This window comes from Rhodopseudomonas boonkerdii, assembly GCF_021184025.1.
GTDB lineage: Bacteria > Pseudomonadota > Alphaproteobacteria > Rhizobiales > Xanthobacteraceae > Tardiphaga > Tardiphaga boonkerdii.
This window is the reverse complement of sequence record NZ_CP036537.1, coordinates 2824248-2841696: the sequence shown is the minus strand read 5'-3', so window position 1 is coordinate 2841696 and position 17449 is coordinate 2824248. Positions and strand designations below refer to the sequence as shown.

The 17449-nt window shown below is 62.5% G+C and carries 17 protein-coding genes; 9 read left to right on the top strand and 8 right to left on the bottom strand.

The features are described 5' to 3' along the window. Position 1: 1 nt before the first annotated feature. The 3 genes from E0H22_RS13180 to E0H22_RS13170 form a co-directional block, all read right to left on the bottom strand. Positions 2 to 1177 (bottom strand): MFS transporter, encoded by a 1176-nt coding sequence (locus E0H22_RS13180; RefSeq protein WP_233021478.1) that lies wholly within the window; start codon positions 1175 to 1177, stop codon positions 2 to 4. 31 nt (positions 1178 to 1208) lie between these two features. Continuing rightward, a complete protein-coding gene (kdsA, locus tag E0H22_RS13175; RefSeq protein ID WP_430715147.1) occupies positions 1209 to 2096 on the bottom strand; it encodes a 3-deoxy-8-phosphooctulonate synthase in 888 nt (295 codons plus the stop codon). A 108-nt stretch (positions 2097 to 2204) separates the two neighbouring features. Next, positions 2205 to 2531, bottom strand: coding sequence for an NIPSNAP family protein (locus E0H22_RS13170; RefSeq protein WP_233021476.1), 327 nt, complete (start codon positions 2529 to 2531; stop codon positions 2205 to 2207). A gap of 132 nt (positions 2532 to 2663) precedes the next feature. Between E0H22_RS13170 and E0H22_RS13165 the strand changes: the two genes are divergently transcribed. From E0H22_RS13165 to E0H22_RS13150, 4 genes are all read left to right on the top strand, one after another. After that, the gene (locus E0H22_RS13165) at positions 2664 to 2978 is read left to right on the top strand and encodes a PAAR domain-containing protein (RefSeq protein ID WP_233021475.1); all 315 of its coding nucleotides are present in this window, start codon (positions 2664 to 2666) and stop codon (positions 2976 to 2978) included. Positions 2979 to 2984: 6 nt separating this feature from the next. Beyond that, on the top strand, positions 2985 to 5690 hold the full coding sequence (locus E0H22_RS13160; protein WP_233021474.1) for a CHAT domain-containing protein: 2706 nt from the start codon (positions 2985 to 2987) through the stop codon (positions 5688 to 5690). Between the two features lie 196 nt (positions 5691 to 5886). After that, on the top strand, positions 5887 to 6009 hold the full coding sequence (locus E0H22_RS13155; protein ID WP_233021473.1) for a BrnT family toxin: 123 nt from the start codon (positions 5887 to 5889) through the stop codon (positions 6007 to 6009). Next, positions 5999 to 6265 (top strand): BrnA antitoxin family protein, encoded by a 267-nt coding sequence (locus tag E0H22_RS13150; protein WP_233021472.1) that lies wholly within the window; start codon positions 5999 to 6001, stop codon positions 6263 to 6265. The genes E0H22_RS13155 and E0H22_RS13150 overlap by 11 nt, the downstream gene beginning before the upstream one ends. A 91-nt stretch (positions 6266 to 6356) precedes the next feature. Here the strand turns inward: E0H22_RS13150 and E0H22_RS13145 are convergent, their stop codons facing one another. Continuing rightward, on the bottom strand, positions 6357 to 7403 hold the full coding sequence (locus E0H22_RS13145) for a histone deacetylase family protein (protein WP_233021471.1): 1047 nt from the start codon (positions 7401 to 7403) through the stop codon (positions 6357 to 6359). A gap of 193 nt (positions 7404 to 7596) precedes the next feature. Between E0H22_RS13145 and E0H22_RS13140 the strand changes: the two genes are divergently transcribed. Continuing rightward, entirely contained in the window at positions 7597 to 8790 is a 1194-nt protein-coding gene (locus E0H22_RS13140; RefSeq protein ID WP_233021470.1) for a serine hydrolase domain-containing protein, read from the top strand. Between the two features lie 234 nt (positions 8791 to 9024). Here the strand turns inward: E0H22_RS13140 and pyrG are convergent, their stop codons facing one another. From pyrG to tpiA, 3 genes are all read right to left on the bottom strand, one after another. Continuing rightward, a complete protein-coding gene (gene pyrG, locus E0H22_RS13135; RefSeq protein ID WP_233021469.1) occupies positions 9025 to 10656 on the bottom strand; it encodes a CTP synthase in 1632 nt (543 codons plus the stop codon). 178 nt (positions 10657 to 10834) lie between these two features. Continuing rightward, on the bottom strand, positions 10835 to 11218 hold the full coding sequence (gene secG / locus E0H22_RS13130) for a preprotein translocase subunit SecG (protein WP_233021468.1): 384 nt from the start codon (positions 11216 to 11218) through the stop codon (positions 10835 to 10837). A gap of 171 nt (positions 11219 to 11389) precedes the next feature. Further along, a complete protein-coding gene (gene tpiA, locus E0H22_RS13125; protein WP_233021467.1) occupies positions 11390 to 12163 on the bottom strand; it encodes a triose-phosphate isomerase in 774 nt (257 codons plus the stop codon). A gap of 302 nt (positions 12164 to 12465) precedes the next feature. Here tpiA and E0H22_RS13120 point away from each other — a divergent pair, with 302 nt between their 5' ends. The 4 genes from E0H22_RS13120 (at position 12466) to moaC (ending at position 16853) form a co-directional block, all read left to right on the top strand. Further along, complete coding sequence (locus tag E0H22_RS13120; RefSeq protein ID WP_233021466.1) at positions 12466 to 14373, top strand: peptidylprolyl isomerase; 1908 nt, start codon at positions 12466 to 12468, stop codon at positions 14371 to 14373. A 130-nt stretch (positions 14374 to 14503) separates the two neighbouring features. After that, complete coding sequence (gene trpD / locus E0H22_RS13115; RefSeq protein WP_233021465.1) at positions 14504 to 15517, top strand: anthranilate phosphoribosyltransferase; 1014 nt, start codon at positions 14504 to 14506, stop codon at positions 15515 to 15517. 14 nt (positions 15518 to 15531) lie between these two features. Then, complete coding sequence (gene trpC / locus E0H22_RS13110) at positions 15532 to 16335, top strand: indole-3-glycerol phosphate synthase TrpC (RefSeq protein ID WP_233021464.1); 804 nt, start codon at positions 15532 to 15534, stop codon at positions 16333 to 16335. 2 nt (positions 16336 to 16337) lie between these two features. After that, positions 16338 to 16853: a cyclic pyranopterin monophosphate synthase MoaC gene (gene moaC, locus E0H22_RS13105; protein ID WP_233021463.1), complete on the top strand. Its 516-nt coding sequence runs from the start codon at positions 16338 to 16340 to the stop codon at positions 16851 to 16853. Here moaC and E0H22_RS13100 read toward each other — a convergent pair whose 3' ends face one another. Then, a complete protein-coding gene (locus tag E0H22_RS13100) occupies positions 16854 to 17213 on the bottom strand; it encodes an H-NS histone family protein (RefSeq protein ID WP_233021462.1) in 360 nt (119 codons plus the stop codon). Between the last annotated feature and the right edge of the window lie 236 nt (positions 17214 to 17449).

Here is a 17449-nt window from a genome sequence, read left to right as displayed (position 1 = left end):
ACTAGCCCGCATCCGCCGGCTTGCGTTGCTTCAAAAGCCGGGCGCTCGCAAGGCCCAGCACCACCACCGCCGCCGCCGCCATCAGCAGGGTCGGCATCTTGCCGGTATGGGCGAGGCCGAAGCCATAGGCGATCGGCCCGACCGACTGGCCGAGGAAGAAGCAGCAGGCATGCAGCGACATCGCGCTGGCGCGCGCCTCCTGGGACAGCTCGGTCGAGAAGATCTGCAGCGAGCCGTGCAGCATGTAGAATCCCCAGCCCATCAGCAGCATGCTCAGCGCCTGGATCTGCCAGCTCGGGCTGAAGCCGGTGGTGGCGAGCGGGATCGCGATCACGAGGCCGCCCCAGACCATCATGCCGTTGATGCCGAGCCGCGCCAGCATGCGCTTGACCGTCATCGTGTAAAAGAGGCCGCCCACGGCGAAGCAGGCGATCACGAGGCCGGCAATCGACAGGCTGGTGACACCGCCGTCCATGAGGAACGACGACACGTAGGGGAATAGGCCGAGGATGAAGCACCCCTCGACAAACACAGCGCTGTAGACGATCAGCGTGTTGGGATTGCGGAAGATCACCTTGTAGCCACGTGCAAGCTTGCCGAAGTCGGCTTTGCCCGCCGGCGCGATGATCGCCGCCCCCTTAAAGCCGAACGCAACGGCGACGGAGGCGGCAATCGCGAGGCCGCCGAGAATCACCAGCACGCCGCGCCAGCCGAAGACATCACCGATCACGCCGGCCGCCGTGGAGCCGAGCACGGTGCCGGTCATTGCGCCCGCCATCACCCGGCTGAGCGCGACCTGACGCAGTTGCGGGCCGACCAGATCGCTGGTCAGCGAGAGCGTCACCGGAAACACCCCGCCTGCCCCGATGCCAGCCAGCACGCGCGTCGCAAGCAGCAACGAATAATTGGTCGTCAACGCACCGAGAATGCTGGCGACGCCGAGCAGCACCAGGCAGACGATCATCAGCCGCGCCTTGCCAAACATATCGGCGGCAGCGCCGAGTACAGGCTGTACGATGGCGAAGGTGAATGCGAGCGCCGAAGACAAACCCGCAGCGACCGCAACCGTAACCAGCATATCGTCCGCGACATGCGGCAGCACCGGATCGAGCGCACGCTGCGACAACGCAGCCGCGAAAGATGCCAGCGCAATGATCTTGATGACCGGCGGCAGCATCAACGCGCCGCCGCGAACCGATGCTGCATCGTCAGGTCCTGGCCGTCTGCTTGGCAAGAGCGTCGAATGCCATCAGGTTCTTCACCAGCGCTTCGAACTCGCACAGCGGTACCATATTCGGCCCATCCGACGGCGCATTGTCGGGATCGGGATGTGTCTCGATGAAAATGCCGGCGACACCGACCGCCACCGCAGCCCGCGCCAGCACCGGCACGAATTCACGCTCGCCGCCCGAGGACTCGCCCTTGCCGCCTGGCTGCTGCACCGAATGCGTGGCGTCGAAGATCACCGGCGCCTTGGTAGTGCGCGCCAGGATCGGCAGCGCGCGCATGTCGGAGACCAGCGTGTTGTAGCCGAAGGATGCGCCACGCTCGGTGACCAGCACCTTGTCGTTGCCGCCGCCGACCAGCTTCTTGACGACATTGGCCATGTCCCACGGGGCAAGGAACTGGCCCTTCTTCACATTGACCGCCTTGCCAGTGGCAGCGGCTGCCAGCAGCAAGTCGGTCTGCCGGCACAGGAAGGCCGGAATTTGCAGCACGTCGACGACTTCCGCAGCCCGCGCACATTGGTCGTTCTCGTGAACGTCGGTCAGAACAGGGAGACCGAACGTCTCACGGATTTCCGCGAAAATAGGCAGCGCATCATCAAGGCCGATGCCACGGGCGGCAGACGCGCTGGTGCGGTTGGCCTTGTCGAAGGAGGTCTTGTAGACGAGCCCGATCTTCAGCCGCGCAGCGATTTCCTTCAGTGCCTGCGCGGTTTCCAGCGCGTGCTGCCGGCTCTCCAGCTGGCATGGTCCCGCAATCACCGAAATCGGCAGGTCGTTGCCGAAACGGACGGAGCCAAGTTCAACGACGGGCGCGGCGGCAGCTGGTGCGGTCAAGACGGTCTGGTCTCCTGAAGGGAACGCAACCATCAACCGCAGGACCGGACGGGATGCAAGCCCGATCGGCTCGCTCCCGCTTATTCGGATGTCAGGGTTGCGCCGGACGCGCCGCCCGGCCCAACCGCGCTGCCGGCAGATCTATTTCAGCGCCGAGAACGCCGTCGGAGCGAGAAACTGGCTGGCAATATTGCCGACGATCTGGCCGTCTTCCTCGGACTTGGTGCGGGCCGCAATCCAGTCGGGATCGGTCATGAAAGCCGTCCAGAGCTTCTCGCGCTCTGCGAGCGACTCCCACTTCAGTATGTAGGTCAGGTCGTTATTGGACTCGCCGATCACCGTGGTGAAAAAGCCCGCCGGACGGATGCCGTGCTTCTCCCAAAGCTTCAATGTCGCAGTTTCGAAACGCTTGAGCAGCGCCGGCAACCGCCCGGGAAGACATCGATAGACCCGCAACTCATAGATCATCGCATTTGGTTCCTTGCCTTTTTGACGGCTTTCCAGGGCCTTGGCGCATGGCTCTTTGCGGCATCGTCTCTTGCCCGCGCCGGTACAGACTTACATCATGCCGTCCCCGACGCAACTGCACCCGGAACAACGATGCGACATACCGCCCTTGCCCTGATTTTCGTTGCCGCCCTGATTGCCGCAGCCTCAGCCCAGCAGCCCGGCCAGATCACGTCGGGTGCGACGGGTGTCACAGTGAATGGCAAGCCGGCGGCACGTGTCGGCGATACCACCACCGACGGCAAGATCATCGAAGGCGCGAAGGGCGTCTATATCAATGGCAAGCCAGTCGCCGTGGTCGGCGGCAGCACCGAATGCGGCGCAAAGACCACATCGGGCGCCACTGGAGTCTTTGTCAACGGCAAGCCGATGGCCCGTGCCGGCGACACCACATCGGGCTGCAAATAATCGCAGATGTCTTTCCTTCGAACTCGCTGGACTGCGGGCGCAAGCCTTGCCGGCCGTATCGCGCTTGCCGTCACAGCGGGCGCTGCCGCCCTGCCAGTCATCCCACATATCGCGCAAGCCCAAAGCCGCAAGGCGCCGAGCGAGCGTGAATTCGTCGACCGTATCAACGACGCCTTTCGCAGATTGCAGGCGGATGACAGCGATGGCGGGCGCCTGCGCCTGAAAACGACGCTGCGCTCTCTCGCAGACAGTAATTATTCCGACCTGACGATCCGCGCCTATCTCAACGCCGTTACCCTGTTCGAACGTCGCCGCGACAATGCGGCCGCGTCCGAATTGTTTGCCGATGCGTCGAAGACCCGCGCCACGCAGGAGCCAAACAGCGCCGCCGCCACGTTCTGGTTCGAATACGCGCGTTTCCTCAACCGCACCAATCAATATGAGGCCGCGATCCCGGTTGCCACCGAGGCGCACAAGCGCATGCGTGCGATCTTTGGTATGAACTCGCAAGAGGACATCGCGGGCGGCGATATTCTTGCAACCGTGCTGACCAACAATGGCGCCGTCGCCGCCGGCCTCAATCTGTCCGAAGAGATTTATCTCAACGCCAGGAAGGCACTCGGCGAGCGCGTGCCGCTGACCTGGCGCACCGAGAACAATTATGCCGAAGCCCTTCGTATGGTCGGCCATCCCGATGTCGCCGCGACCATCGACGAGCCGCTGCTGAAACGGCGCATCGCCCATTACGGCCTCGGCAGCATTCAGGCTTTGGTATCGGCCTCCAATCTCGCGCTCAATCATCTCGCCATGGGCAACGAGGCCGAAACGATGAAGGCGCTCGAACTGCAGAAACGTGCCGCCGCCGCGTTGGCCGATCCGACCTCCGAACATGTGGCGCAAGCCGATGCCTGGATCGCTTATACAAAGGCCTATTTCCATCCCGACCGTCGTCTCAGCAACGCCGATCTCGAAGCGATGGCCCGCGTCAAGGACTGGAACGGTGCACCGGACATCCTGCGCATCAAGACCGCGCAGCTCGCCGCCGACCAGTATGAGCTGCGCGGCGATACCGAGCGCGCCTTGGCGCTGCGCATCGACGCCTATCAGCGCTCGCAGGAGACCATCGCCAAACAGCATCCGATGACCTTCGATGCGCTACTCGGCGTCGCCATGACGCGGATGAAGCGTGGCGACAAGGAGACGCTCGCCACCTTCAAGGATGTCGAGCAGCAATCGTTCCGCTGGATGCTGCGCGAGGTAGGCACTGCCGGCAATCGCTATGTGGCGGAAACCATGCGCAAGCTCGCCGACGACATTCTGTATGAATTCGGCCGTTATGCCCTGCAGGAGCCCGCCGCTGCACAGGCCTATGCCGAAGCGGTGACGCGCTGGAAGACGATGGAAGATGGCGACCGCACACTGCTCCGCCTCACCGCCGATCGTCTCCCCGATGATGCGACCAGAACGCTGGCGCAGACCGTGCTGCGCCTGTCAGGTCAGCAGCAGGAGCTGCTCTCATCCGGCAAGATCGATGACGATGCGCGGCAAGTGCTTGTTCAGTTGCAGGAGGCCCGCCGGGCGCTCGCAGCGCGTATGGGCGAAAAGGCACCAACCGATCTCAAGTTGCCGACCATCGAGGACAAGCTTGAACGCACGGACGCCCTGGTCGATTTCTTCGTCAGCGGCCGTCGCAACCGCGTCACGCCCATAGATCCGAAGCCGGAGATGCGCCTGCAGGCGGTGATCCATTGCCACGGCAAAGCGCCGACGCTGGTCGATCTCGGCCCGCTCGATAATTTTCTGGGTGCCGATGTGACCTCTGCAGATCGCGCCAAGACGTTCCGTCGCCTCTACGACACCCTGCTCGGCCCGCTAAAGCCACAACTCGCCGACATCAAGCGTCTGTTCCTGGTGCCCGACAGCGAGCTTTACAGCCTGCCCTTCGCGATGTTGCAGGATGCCGGCGGCCGCTATCTCGACGAAATCTATGACACCCGCATCATGACACGTGCCGACGCCCTGTTCTTTGCCGAACGCGGCACGAAACTCACGGCAGGCAAAAAGGCGCTGGTTGTCGGCGGCCTCGATTATGCTGGCGCCGCCAATCAACTGCCCTCGACCAGGACCGAAATCGATACCGTCGAAGCCGATCTGAAGAAGCGCAGTCTCAAGGTCACGATGCTCTCCGGCGATGGCGTCAGCGAGCCCATCCTGCGCAACGACGCCAACGGCGCATCACTGATCCATCTCGCCACCCACGGCTTCTACAAGACTGCCACGGATCGCACCGACGCCCTCTGGCGCAGCGGCCTCGTCGTCTCGCGCCCCAATCTCAGCAGGCCGCCGCAACGCGACGACAATGACGGCGTGCTCTATGCGCAAGAATTGATGAACTGGGATCTGTCCTCTGCCGATCTCGTGGTGCTGTCCGCTTGCCAGACCGCACTCGGCGATCCCAGTCGCGTCGGCAGTGTCCGAGGTCTCCCCACCGCTCTTGCCATTGCCGGCGCGCGGCGGTCATTGCTGACGCTGTGGGAAGTCTCCGATGAAGGCACCGCCAATTTCATGGCACGGTTCTATCAGGTGCTGGCGGACGACGGCCTCGACTACGCCAGCGCGCTGCGCAAGGTGCGCATCGAGGCGATGCACGGCAAGATCAAGGCCGCGGATGATCCGTCGGTGTGGGCGGCGTTCGTGTTTTTCGAAAGTTAACCGTTACGGGACGCGCCGCTCATCCTATGAGGATCCTGCGATAAATATACAATCTTAGATTTATTGTGCATAGTGACGCACTTGATGACGCCACTCAGATCGTATATACAATAAAATATCCGACTTCGATCCGGCGAAGGAAGCGAAGAACCGTGAGAAGCACCACATCTCGCTGGAGCGGTGGATCGATATCGACATGAAGATCACGTATGTCGACGGCATCGCCTATTATCTGGTGTTCACCATCCGCGACGGCCTTGTTCGTCCCATCAGCCTGCGACGTGCACACGCGAAGGAGATGCGGCGCTATGTCCCGTAAATTGAAAGAGCCTGTGTTCGACGACGACGACCCGGAATGGACCAAAGAAGATTTCGCCCGGGCACGTCCGCCGGAAGAAGTTTTGCCGCCAGAAATTCTGGCTCAATTCAAGAACACACGCGGTCCGCAGAAAGCGCCGACGAAAGTCCCCGTCTCACTGCGCCTCAGCGCCGATGTCCTGAAATACTTCAAGGACACCGGACCGGGCTGGCAAAGCAGGATCGACGAGGCGCTACGCAAGATCGCGAAAGTGTAGTTCGACTGTAGGGCGGATGAACGCAACGTAGTCCGCCGAGACGTTTCAGTTATGAGTTCGGCCGGCGGATTACGGCTTCGCCTCATCCGCCCTACGCGCTCTTGAATCCTGTCAAAAACGCATCGAGGCAGTCCTGGATCGCGTCGATGCCGTAGCCGCCCTCCTGCACGACGAGCGTCGGCAAGCCCAGCGACTGCATCTTTTGTCCGACGCTGCCGAAGTCTTTCGCGTCCAGTTTCAGGATGCCGATGGGATCGTCGCGGTGGGCATCGAAGCCGAGCGCCACCACCAGCGCTTCGGCGCCAAAATTCCGCACCCGTTCGATCGCCTTGTCGAGCGCGGCATTCATCTCGGCACTGCCCGCACCGGGTTGAAGCGGCAGATTGAAATCAAAGCCCTCGCCGGCGCCATGGCCGGTCTCGCTCGCATAGCCCGTATAGAACGGCACGAAGTTCGTGGGATCGCCATGTACCGAAATCGTCAGCACGTCCGGACGGTTATAGAAAATCTGCTGCGTGCCGTCGCCGTGATGCACGTCCACATCGATGATCGCCACCTTGCCGAACCGGCTGCGCAGCCGCTGCGCGGCGATGGCGCTGTTGTTGAGATAGCAGAAGCCGGTGCCGCGATCCGCGCGGGCGTGATGACCGGACGGCCGGCAGAGCGCGTAAGCGGCGCGGTCGCCACCGAGAATGGCATCGGCACCCGTCACCGCCGTTTCCGACGAACGCAGGATCGAACGCCAGCTATCTGGCCCCATCGGCACCGATAGATCGCCGAGATACCATCCCACCTGGGCGATGAAGCCTGTCGCCGGGCAATCGCGACGCGCCGCCTCTTCGGGACGCCCGCTCCAATACGGGAAATATTGCGGCCACACTTCCGGACCGTGATCCGGTAGCGCTGCCCAGTTTTCCCACGCCGTCTCCAGGAAGCGCACATAGGCAGCCGTATGCACTGTCAGCGCCGGCGCGGTGCCATATTCGCCCGGCTGTTCCGGTGTGATCCCGTGCTTGGCCAGCGCGCCGATCAGTCGCTCGGTGCGAACGGGCGAGTCCTTGATCGGGACAAAGCGGCCATAACGCATGAACTGCTGCGGCGAATGAATCGCCTGATCAGGGTGATAGAACGCGCGCATGGAAATCTCCTTCGGACCATCGATGCGTTAGCAGACCGGGGCCCCATCGCCAACGCTCGAACCGCGCGACCGCTGCGCATGCCTGTTGTGCTTCCGCGTCCTGCCACCTATTGCACGCGATGAATGTCTCTCGACGTCTCCGATGCAATCGGCCAGACTTTGCGCCCTGCTTCGTTCGCTGGAGATATTGCTGATGCCATCTGCGCTGATGTCTGGTTTTCCGTCCGTCCCGACAAATCAGGTTACGCTCGCCAATTGGCGAACCGGTCCGTACAGCAAATGGGCCTTTCATCATGTTCGCGACATCGTGCCTTCCGCCGATATTCCGAACGCGCCCGGTGACGTCTGGCAGCTGGACTCTCGCCCGGGCGATCTCTCATCACTGTCTGTCGAACATGAGGGCGTCCGTTATTCCATCGACAAGCTGCTCGACGCGACCGATACCGATGGCATCGCCATCCTGCATCGCGGCAAGGTGATCTTCGAGCGTTATGCCAACGGCATGAGTACGAACACGCCGCACATCCTGATGTCGGTGTCGAAGTCCATGACTGCCCTTGTGGCCGGCATTCTTGTCGAGAAAGGTGCCCTCTCCCCGGAACAGCCGATCGTATCGATCGTTCCGGAACTGCGTGACTCCGTCTATTCCGATGCCACCGTCCGTCATGTGCTGGATATGCGGGTCGGACTTCGGTTCGACGAGAACTATCTCGCGACCTCCGGCCCGATCGTCGAATATCGCAAATCGACCGGCTGGAATCCGCTCGGCCCCGGCGAGAGCCCAAGTGACCTGCGCAGCTTCCTCACCAGCCTCAGAGATCGCGAAGGTCCGGACAACGGCCCCTTCCACTATGTCTCGCCGAATTCCGATCTGCTCGGCTGGATTATTGAGCGCGCGAGCGGCAGCCGTTTTTCGGATTTGATGAGCGCGCATCTGTGGCAGCCGATGGGCGCGCAATATCCCGCCTACGTCACCGTCGACCGTTTCGGTGCGCCGCGCTGCGCCGGCGGCATCTGCACCACCGTGCTGGATCTCGCGCGCGTCGGCCAATTGATCCTGCAGGGCGGCAGCCGCAACGGCACGTCGATCATCCCGTCCGCCTGGATCGACGACATCCTCGCGAATGGAAATCCCGCAGCCTGGTCGGCCGGCGATCTCGCACCCTATTTCGGCGACCGCTCGATGCACTATCGCAGCAAATGGTATGTGCTCCGAGATCGCCAGATGGCCCTCGGCCTCGGCATTCACGGCCAGCACATTTTTGTCGAACCGGCAAAGGAGCTGGTGATCGCGAAGATGTCGTCGCAGGCCGCGCCGCTCGACGCTGGTCGCACGGAGCTGACGCTGCGCTTTGCGGAAGCAGTGAGCGATTATATCGGCGGTTGAGTGTCCCGACTGTTCATCAGGCCCTGGCCTTCATGGCGATGGGCGCATAGCGCCGTATCGAACCATGAGATGGCGAAGCTCCATCGTCATCCTTCGAGACGCCGCTGCGCGGCTCCTCTGGATGAGGGACGGAGAATCGAAATCCTCACCTGAACGGGCATTGTTCCGAGCAAAAGCGGTCGAAAACCACCTCGACCGCTTTACGAGTCAGACTCTCAGGATGAGGGTGGAGAATTACACCAGTCGGCTCTGCGCCGCCGCCGCCTTGATGAAAGACGCGAACAGCGGGTGCGGTTCGAACGGGCGGGATTTCAGCTCGGGGTGATACTGGACGCCGATGAACCATGGATGGTTCTCATATTCGACGATCTCCGGCAGCACGCCGTCCGGCGACAGGCCCGAAAACTTCAGCCCATGCTTCTCCAGCCGTTCCTTGTAGGCGGTGTTGACCTCGTAGCGGTGGCGATGACGCTCGGAGATTTCCAGGGCGCCGCCATACACATCAGAGACCTTGCTGCCCTTGGTCAGCGCCGCCGGATAGGCGCCGAGACGCATGGTACCGCCGAGATCGCCTGCCTTCGAGCGCTGCTCGAGCTCGTTACCGCGCAGCCATTCGGTCATCAGGCCGACAACCGGCTCGGAGGTCTCGCCGAATTCGGTGGAGTTGGCGTCCTTGATGCCGGCGAGATTTCGCGCGGCTTCGATGACCGCCATCTGCATGCCGAAGCAGATGCCGAAATACGGGACATTGCGCTCGCGGGCGAACTGCGCCGCGCGGATTTTGCCTTCGGCACCGCGCGGGCCGAAGCCGCCGGGCACCATGATGCCATTGACGTGTTCGAGAAACGGTGCCGGGTCCTCGTTCTCGAACACCTCGCTCTCGATCCAATCGAGATTGACCTTCACCTTGTTGGCAATGCCGCCATGCGAAAGCGCCTCGATCAGCGACTTATAGGCATCCTTCATGCCGGTATATTTGCCGACGATGGCGATGGTGACGGCGCCTTCCGGATTGCGGACGCGCTCGTTGATCGTGTGCCACGACTTGAGCTCAAGCTCCTTCTTCGTGGCGATGCCGAAAGCGGCCAGCACTTCGTCGTCAAGGCCGGCCTTGTGATAGGCCTCGGGCACCGCATAGATGTTGTCGACGTCGCGTGCCTCGATCACGGCACTCTCGCGGACGTTACAGAACAGACCGAGCTTGCGGCGCTCTTCCGCCGGGATGTCACGGTCGCAGCGGCACAACAGGATATCCGGCTGGATGCCGATGGAGCGCAGCTCCTTCACCGAATGCTGGGTCGGCTTGGTCTTCAGCTCGCCCGCGCTCGGGATGTAAGGCAACAGCGTCAAATGGACGAAGATGGTGTCGCCGCGCGGCAGGTCGTTGCGCAGCTGGCGGATTGCCTCGAAGAACGGCAGGCCCTCGATATCACCGACGGTGCCGCCGATTTCCACCAGCACGAAATCGTAGCCCTCGTTATCCGAGAGCACGAATTCCTTGATGGCGTTGGTGACATGCGGAATCACCTGGATGGTGGCGCCAAGATAGTCGCCACGCCGCTCCTTGGTGAGGATGTCCTGGTAGATGCGCCCAGTGGTGATGTTGTCCTTCTTGGTGGCAGGACGGCCCGTGAAGCGCTCGTAATGGCCCAGATCGAGATCGGTCTCGGCGCCGTCGTCGGTGACGAAGACTTCGCCGTGCTGATACGGCGACATCGTGCCAGGATCGAGATTGAGATAGGGGTCGAGCTTGCGAAGCCGGACCTTGTAGCCACGCGCCTGCAGCAGCGCGCCTAACGCCGCCGATGCCAGACCTTTACCGAGCGAGGAGACCACGCCGCCGGTGATGAAAATGTACCGCGCCATGGGACCTAACCTTTAACGCCTTGATGCCGATTCGCCAAAGCGAATCGCAGCCATCGCCCGATATTCGGTGAGGCTGTGGGTGACTTGAATTCCGAAATGATTGCAGCCCCTTGATGGGGGCTGCCGGTGCGGGATGGAAGCGTCCATCCTGCATGGCGCCAATGCGTTAGCGCGCGAATTACCGAGATTGCGGCGCCTGCGGCGCACTCGGAGCCTGCTGTTCGTCGGCCTTTTTCAACGTGTCGAGCAGGCCACCCGAGGTCGGCGCCGTCAGCGGCGACGGAGCGCCCTGCTGGGCGGCCGGCGCGCCGGTCGGCAGGATCGAAGTCGGACCGCGGTTATAGGTCGCCAGCCAGGACAGAAACATGCTGGTCAGGAAGAAGCCGACGGCCAAAAACGCCGTGGTGCGGGTGAGCAGGTTGGCCGTACCGCGGCCGGTCATGAAACCACCGCCCCCGCCGCCGCCAATGCCGAGACCGCCGCCTTCCGACTTCTGCAGCAGCACGACACCGATCAGCGCGGCGACGATCATGAGATGAATAATGATAATGACGCTTTGCATCGTGTCCTTCCATCGCAAGCACGCCGCGCCGATCGCCGGCTGCAGTCTGAGCGCTTGCGGGGTTTGAATCTGCAGGTGTCTACACGACGGAGGCCGAAATTGCCAACCCTTTGGGCGGGAACCTCAGACCTCTCTTGTTGAACGGAACGCCCGCCACTTTGCCCCGGGGATCTAGGGGCAGCCAGCCGCGATTGCCAGGAAGTCCGCCGCCTTCAGGCTGGCGCCGCCGACCAACGCGCCATTCACGTTCGGCACCGCCATCAGTTCCTTGGCGTTCGAAGGCTTCACCGAGCCACCATAGAGAATGCGGATCGAGGGTCCTTCATTCTTGAAGCGTTGGTTGAGGTATTCGCGGATAAACTTATGAACCTGCTCGACATCCCCGACAGTCGGCGTTAATCCGGTACCGATCGCCCAGACCGGCTCATAGGCCACGATCAGGTTGCCAGAGGTGCAGTCGTCCGGCAGCGAGCCCTGAAGCTGGGTACCGCAAACATCCAACGTCTTGCCGGCGTCGCGCTCCGCCTGTGTTTCGCCGATGCAGACAATCGCCGTCAGCCCGGCGCGCCAGGCGGCCAAGGCCTTCTCGCGGACCACGGCATCGCTCTCGCCATGATCGGCACGGCGCTCGGAATGGCCGACGATGACGGCGGTCGCGCCAGCATCGGCGAGCATCTCTGCCGCCACATCGCCCGTGTGGGCGCCGGAGGCCTTCGGGTGGCAATCCTGCGCCCCCACGGTGACCGCCGTGCGGCCCTCCTGCCCGAAACTCGACGCCTTGGCTGCAAAAGCAGCCAACAGCGTGACCGGCGGGCAGACCAAAAGGTCAGCTTTCTCCAATACTTCCGGCGCATTACGAAGGATCGCTTCGAACTCACTCATAGATGCCTTGAGGCCGTTCATCTTCCAATTGCCGGCGATCAACGGACGAACGGCGTCGGTCATGAGGTGCTTCCTGTAACGAGAGGATGTGAGGACGCCCCTGAGCTAACAGAGCCGGCAGGATGGCTCAAGCTGGCCAGGCGCCGCGCTTGTCCGGTTCCCGAACCGACGGCCGAGGCGCACGTCTCGGTCACTGAGCACCTGACCCCGTCCAAGCGCCTGAAACCGCTTCAATCCGTCCCTTTCCGTCCGGTTGCGGGGGGGAGGTTGCCACTTTATGATGCGCGTCCTATTCGGCGATGGCTGCACGCGGTTCGAGCCGCTGGCGCAAGCCGGTTCCCCTCCTGACAGACAAGATTGGCCCCATGCTTCGAGGAATGCGCAAAGCGTCATCCAATTGGATTGGCAAGACGATTATGACCGTCGTGATGGGCGTCCTGATCGTCAGCTTCGGCATCTGGGGCATCGGCGACGCCTTCAAGGGCTCGGCCCAATCGAAGGTCGCAACGATCGGCTCGACCGATATATCGACAGAGCAGTTCCGCCAGCTGTTCAGCGACAAGCTGCAACAGATCGGACGCCAGTTCGGCCGCCCATTGACGCCGGACCAGGCCCGCGCCTTCGGCCTCGACCGTCAGGTGTTGCAGCAGGCGGTGGCGGAAGCCGCTCTTGACGAAGACGCTCGCCGCAAAGGTCTTGGCGTGTCCGATCAGGAAGTGCTGCGCCAGATTATGGCGGACCCGAACTTCCAGGGTATGAACGGCCAGTTCGACGGCGCCCGTTTCCAGCAGGTGATCCGCTCGCTCGGCTATACCGAACAGCGCTATATCGCCGAGCAGCGCAGGGTCTCCCTGCGACGCCAGATCGCATCCACCGTCACCACCGGCGTCGATGCGCCAAAACCCATGCTTGAGGCGCTCAGCCGATATCAGAACGAACAGCGCACCATCGATTACGTGAAGCTCGACGCCGCCCAGGCCGGCACTGTCGAGCCCCCCTCGCCCGAGGCCCTCGCCGCCTATTTCGACGAGCGCAAGACCCAGTTCCGTGCCCCTGAATATCGCAAGATCGCCTTCCTCGCGCTGACCCCGGAAGAAATGGCGAAGTGGTCCACCGTCTCGGACGACGACGCGAAGAAGATCTATGACGAACGCAAGGACCGCATCTCGACACCGGAACAGCGCCAGATCTCACAGATCGTATTCCCGAATGCTGAGGACGCGCAGGCCGCTCGCGCCAAGCTGAATGACAGCTTCTCCTTCGAGGATCTTGCCAAGGAGCGTGGCCTTAAACCCGCCGATATCGAACTTGGCATGGTCGCCCGCGCCGGCATTCTCGATCCGAACGTGGCTGATGCCGCCTTCTCGCTAGCTCCGGATACGATCAGCCAACCGGTCACAGGCCGCTTCGGCACCGCCATCGTCAAAGTCGGCAAGATCCAGGCCGGCAGCACGCCGAGCTATGACAGCGTAGCCGCGGCCATCAAGCGCGATCTCGCCATTGAGCGCGCCCGCGCAGTCGTCAGCGACATGCATAACAAGGTCGAGGACGAGCGCGGTGGCGGCGCAAACATCGTCGATGCCGCCAAGAAGCTGAATCTCAGCGCTGTGACCATCGAAGCCGTGGATCGTTCGGGCCGCGGCCCGGACGGTCAGCCGGTCGCGGGCCTCCCGACCAGCACCGATCTTGTCTCGCAGGCCTTCAACAGCGACGTCGGCGTGGACAACGACGCCATCCAGGTCGGCGGCGGTTACATCTGGTATGACGTGCTCGGCATCACGCCGTCGCGTGACCGCACCCTCGACGAAGTGAAAGCGCAGGTTGAAACCCGCTGGCGGGAAGACGAGATCACCAAACGCCTGCGTGCCAAGGCCGAGGATATGGTCAAGAAGCTCGACGGCGGCACCAAGCTCGCCGACGAAGCCGCCAGCGCCGGCCTCAAGGTGACGACCTCGGCACCGTTCAAGCGCGATGCGACCGTGGCGGACCTGTCGCCGGGCGTGATCCAGGCCGTGTTCCGTGGCGTCAAGGATGCCACCGGACAGGCGCCGGGTGCCGGCGCGTCGGACTGGATCGTGTACCGGATCACCGACATCACCGCTCCGACCATCGACATGGCCTCGGATGATGCCAAGAAACTGAAGGAAAGCCTGCAGCGAGGGCTGACCGATGAGCTGGTGGCTCAGTACATCACCAAGCTCGAGCAGCAGGTCGGCACCAAGATCAATCAGGAAGCCTTCGCGCTGGCCACCGGCGCGACAAGCAATAACTAACCCGGTCGATGATCTGTAGGATGGGTAGAGCGAAGGCGAAACCCATCGCATCGCAACATGAACGTGATGGGTTTCGCTCACGCTCTACCCATCCTACAAGCCGTCATCGCATCACTTTCGGAAGCATCCCATGGACAATCTTCGGGCAATTATCGCCAAGGTCGCGACCGGCGCCTCGCTGACGCGTGAGGAATCCTCGGCAGCTTTCGACAGCATGATGTCGGGCGAGGCCACTCCCTCGCAGATGGGCGCCCTCTTGATGGGCCTGCGCGTCCGCGGCGAAACCGTCGATGAGATCACCGGCGCCGTGGAAGTGATGCGCGCCAAGATGCTTCGCGTCACCGCACCGGTGGATGCTGTCGATATCGTCGGCACCGGCGGCGATGGTTCGGGTTCCGTCAATGTTTCGACCTGCGCCTCCTTCATCGTTGCAGGCTGCGGCGTGCCGGTTGCCAAGCATGGCAATCGCGCGCTGTCGTCGAAATCCGGCGCGGCCGATGTGCTGGCCGCGCTCGGCGTCAACATCGACCTTACGCCTGCCGATGTCAGCCGCTGCACCATGGAAGCCGGCATCGGCTTCATGTTCGCCCCCGCCCATCACCCCGCCATGAAGAATGTCGGCCCGACCCGGGTCGAACTTGCGACACGCACGATTTTCAATCTGCTGGGCCCGCTGTCCAATCCGGCCGGTGTTAAATACCAGATGGTGGGGGTATTCTCGCGGCAGTGGGTGCAGCCGCTGGCGCAGGTGCTGAAAAATCTCGGCACCGCCCGTGCATGGGTCGTGCACGGCTCCGACGGTCTTGACGAGATCACCCTAACCGGCCCGACTTTCGTGTCGTCGCTGGAGGACGGCCGTATCTCCAATTTCGAGATCAAGCCGGAAGACGCCGGCTTGCCCTATGTGACTGCCGAAGCGCTGAAGGGTGGTGACGCAAAGGCCAATGCGGTTTCGCTGCAGGCCGTTCTCGACGGCAAGCCGAGCGCGTTCCGCGATGTTGCGTTGTTCAATGCCGCTGCGGCGCTGCTCGTCGCCGGTAAGGCCAAGGATATCAAGGAAGGCGTTGCAATGGGCCAGAAGTCGCTCGACAGCGGCGCAGCGCTCGCCAAGCTCAAGCAACTCGTGGCCGTCTCCAACGCCTGACGGAGCCGAACGACATGTCCGACATCCTCACCAAGATCGAGGCCTACAAGCGCGAGGAAATCGCGAGGGCGAAGCAGCAGCAGCCGCTCAGCACGTTGGAGGCGCTGGCCAAGTCTGCGCCCGCACCGCGCGGCTTCATGACCGCGATCCACCGTAAGCTCGACAAGGGCGACTTCGCGCTGATCGCCGAGGTGAAGAAGGCATCGCCCTCCAAGGGTCTGATCCGCGACGACTTCGATCCGCCGACGCTTGCCAAGGCCTATGAGAATGGCGGCGCTGCGTGCCTGTCGGTGCTCACCGACACGCCGTCGTTTCAGGGACATCTCGATTTCATGGTGACAGCCCGCGCCGCTACCAAGTTGCCGGTGCTGCGCAAGGATTTCTTGTTCGACACTTATCAGGTGGTCGAGGCCCGCGCGCATGGCGCCGACTGCATCCTGATCATTATGGCTGCGCTCGACGATGCTCTCGCCCGCGACATCGAGGACGCGGCGATCGATCATGGAATGGACGTGCTTCTCGAAGTCCATGACGAGGCCGAGCTGGAGCGCGCGCTGAACCTGCGCTCGCCCATGATCGGCATCAACAACCGCAATCTGCGCACCTTCGAGGTGACGCTCGCGACCAGCGAGAAGCTGGCGCCGATGATGCCGAAGGATCGTCTCAAGGTCGGCGAAAGCGGCATCTTCACACCGGACGATCTGGCGCGGCTGGAACATGTCGGCATCTCGACCTTCCTGGTCGGCGAGAGTCTGATGCGGCAAGCGGACGTCACGGCAGCAACCAAGATCCTGCTCAAACGCGCCCAGGCAAGCTGACCATGGCCGAGAAGACGAAATCCAAGAGTCCAGCCCTCACCCATATCGACGCTGCCGGGGAAGCCCGTATGGTCGATATCTCAACCAAGCCCGCTACCGAGAGGATCGCGGTTGCCGAAGGCCTGGTGATCATGAGCAAGGCCAGCCTCGACATGATCGTCTCGGGCAACGCCAAGAAAGGCGATGTGCTCGGAACGGCGCGAATCGCCGGCATCATGGCGGCGAAGCGGACGTCCGACCTGATCCCGCTGTGCCATCCGCTGGCGTTGTCGAAGGTCACCGTGGACGTCGCACCCGACAAGAAGCTGCCGGGCTGCCGGGTGCGCGCGACGGTGAAGGTGACCGGCCCCACCGGCGTCGAGATGGAAGCGCTGACCGCAGTATCGGTCGCATGTCTCACCATCTACGATATGATCAAGGCCGTGGAACGTGGCGTGCAGATCGAGGGCATTCACCTCGTCGAGAAGAAGGGCGGCAAGTCGGGTCATTATCTGGTGACCGACAACGCCATCGACTGATCAGGCAAGCCTCTGCGTCTGTTCCTTGTCGGCATCGAGGACGCTGCTATCCGCCTCGATCCGAAACTCGTCGAGTTTTCGCCCGGCCGCGAGCTGAAACACCAGCCAACGCGGACGCAGACCGCGGCCCGACCAGATCTGAGTCGGGCGATCGGGATTGCGATAGAATGGCCCGGACGTCGGGCGCAGCGCGGTCGCCACGCGCTGCGAAGACGCGGAAAACTGATCGAGATCGCGTAGTCTTTCGTCGATCTCCTGCCGCTGCGCCGCCATTTTGGCGGCCAGGACGATGCGCAGCTCTTCGTGAATCTGCCAGAGCGCATCGATCGACATCGCACTGAAATTATAGCCTGTCGCCATCGGGATCCCTCTCGTCGCCTTCGCGAAAATGGACCGGGACCGCGCGCGTGCATGGGGGAGTGTTGGCGGCGGTCCCGGCACCACGTCAAACGACCGGACGGGAGGATGGGGACATCCGGGTCGGCGAGCGTGGCGATACCAGCGCTACCAAGCCGGGTATCGCCAAGCGTAAATGCTTCATACGTAACTACGCATGCGCATTGTAACTTTGTCGATAACCTCAATACCGCTGAATT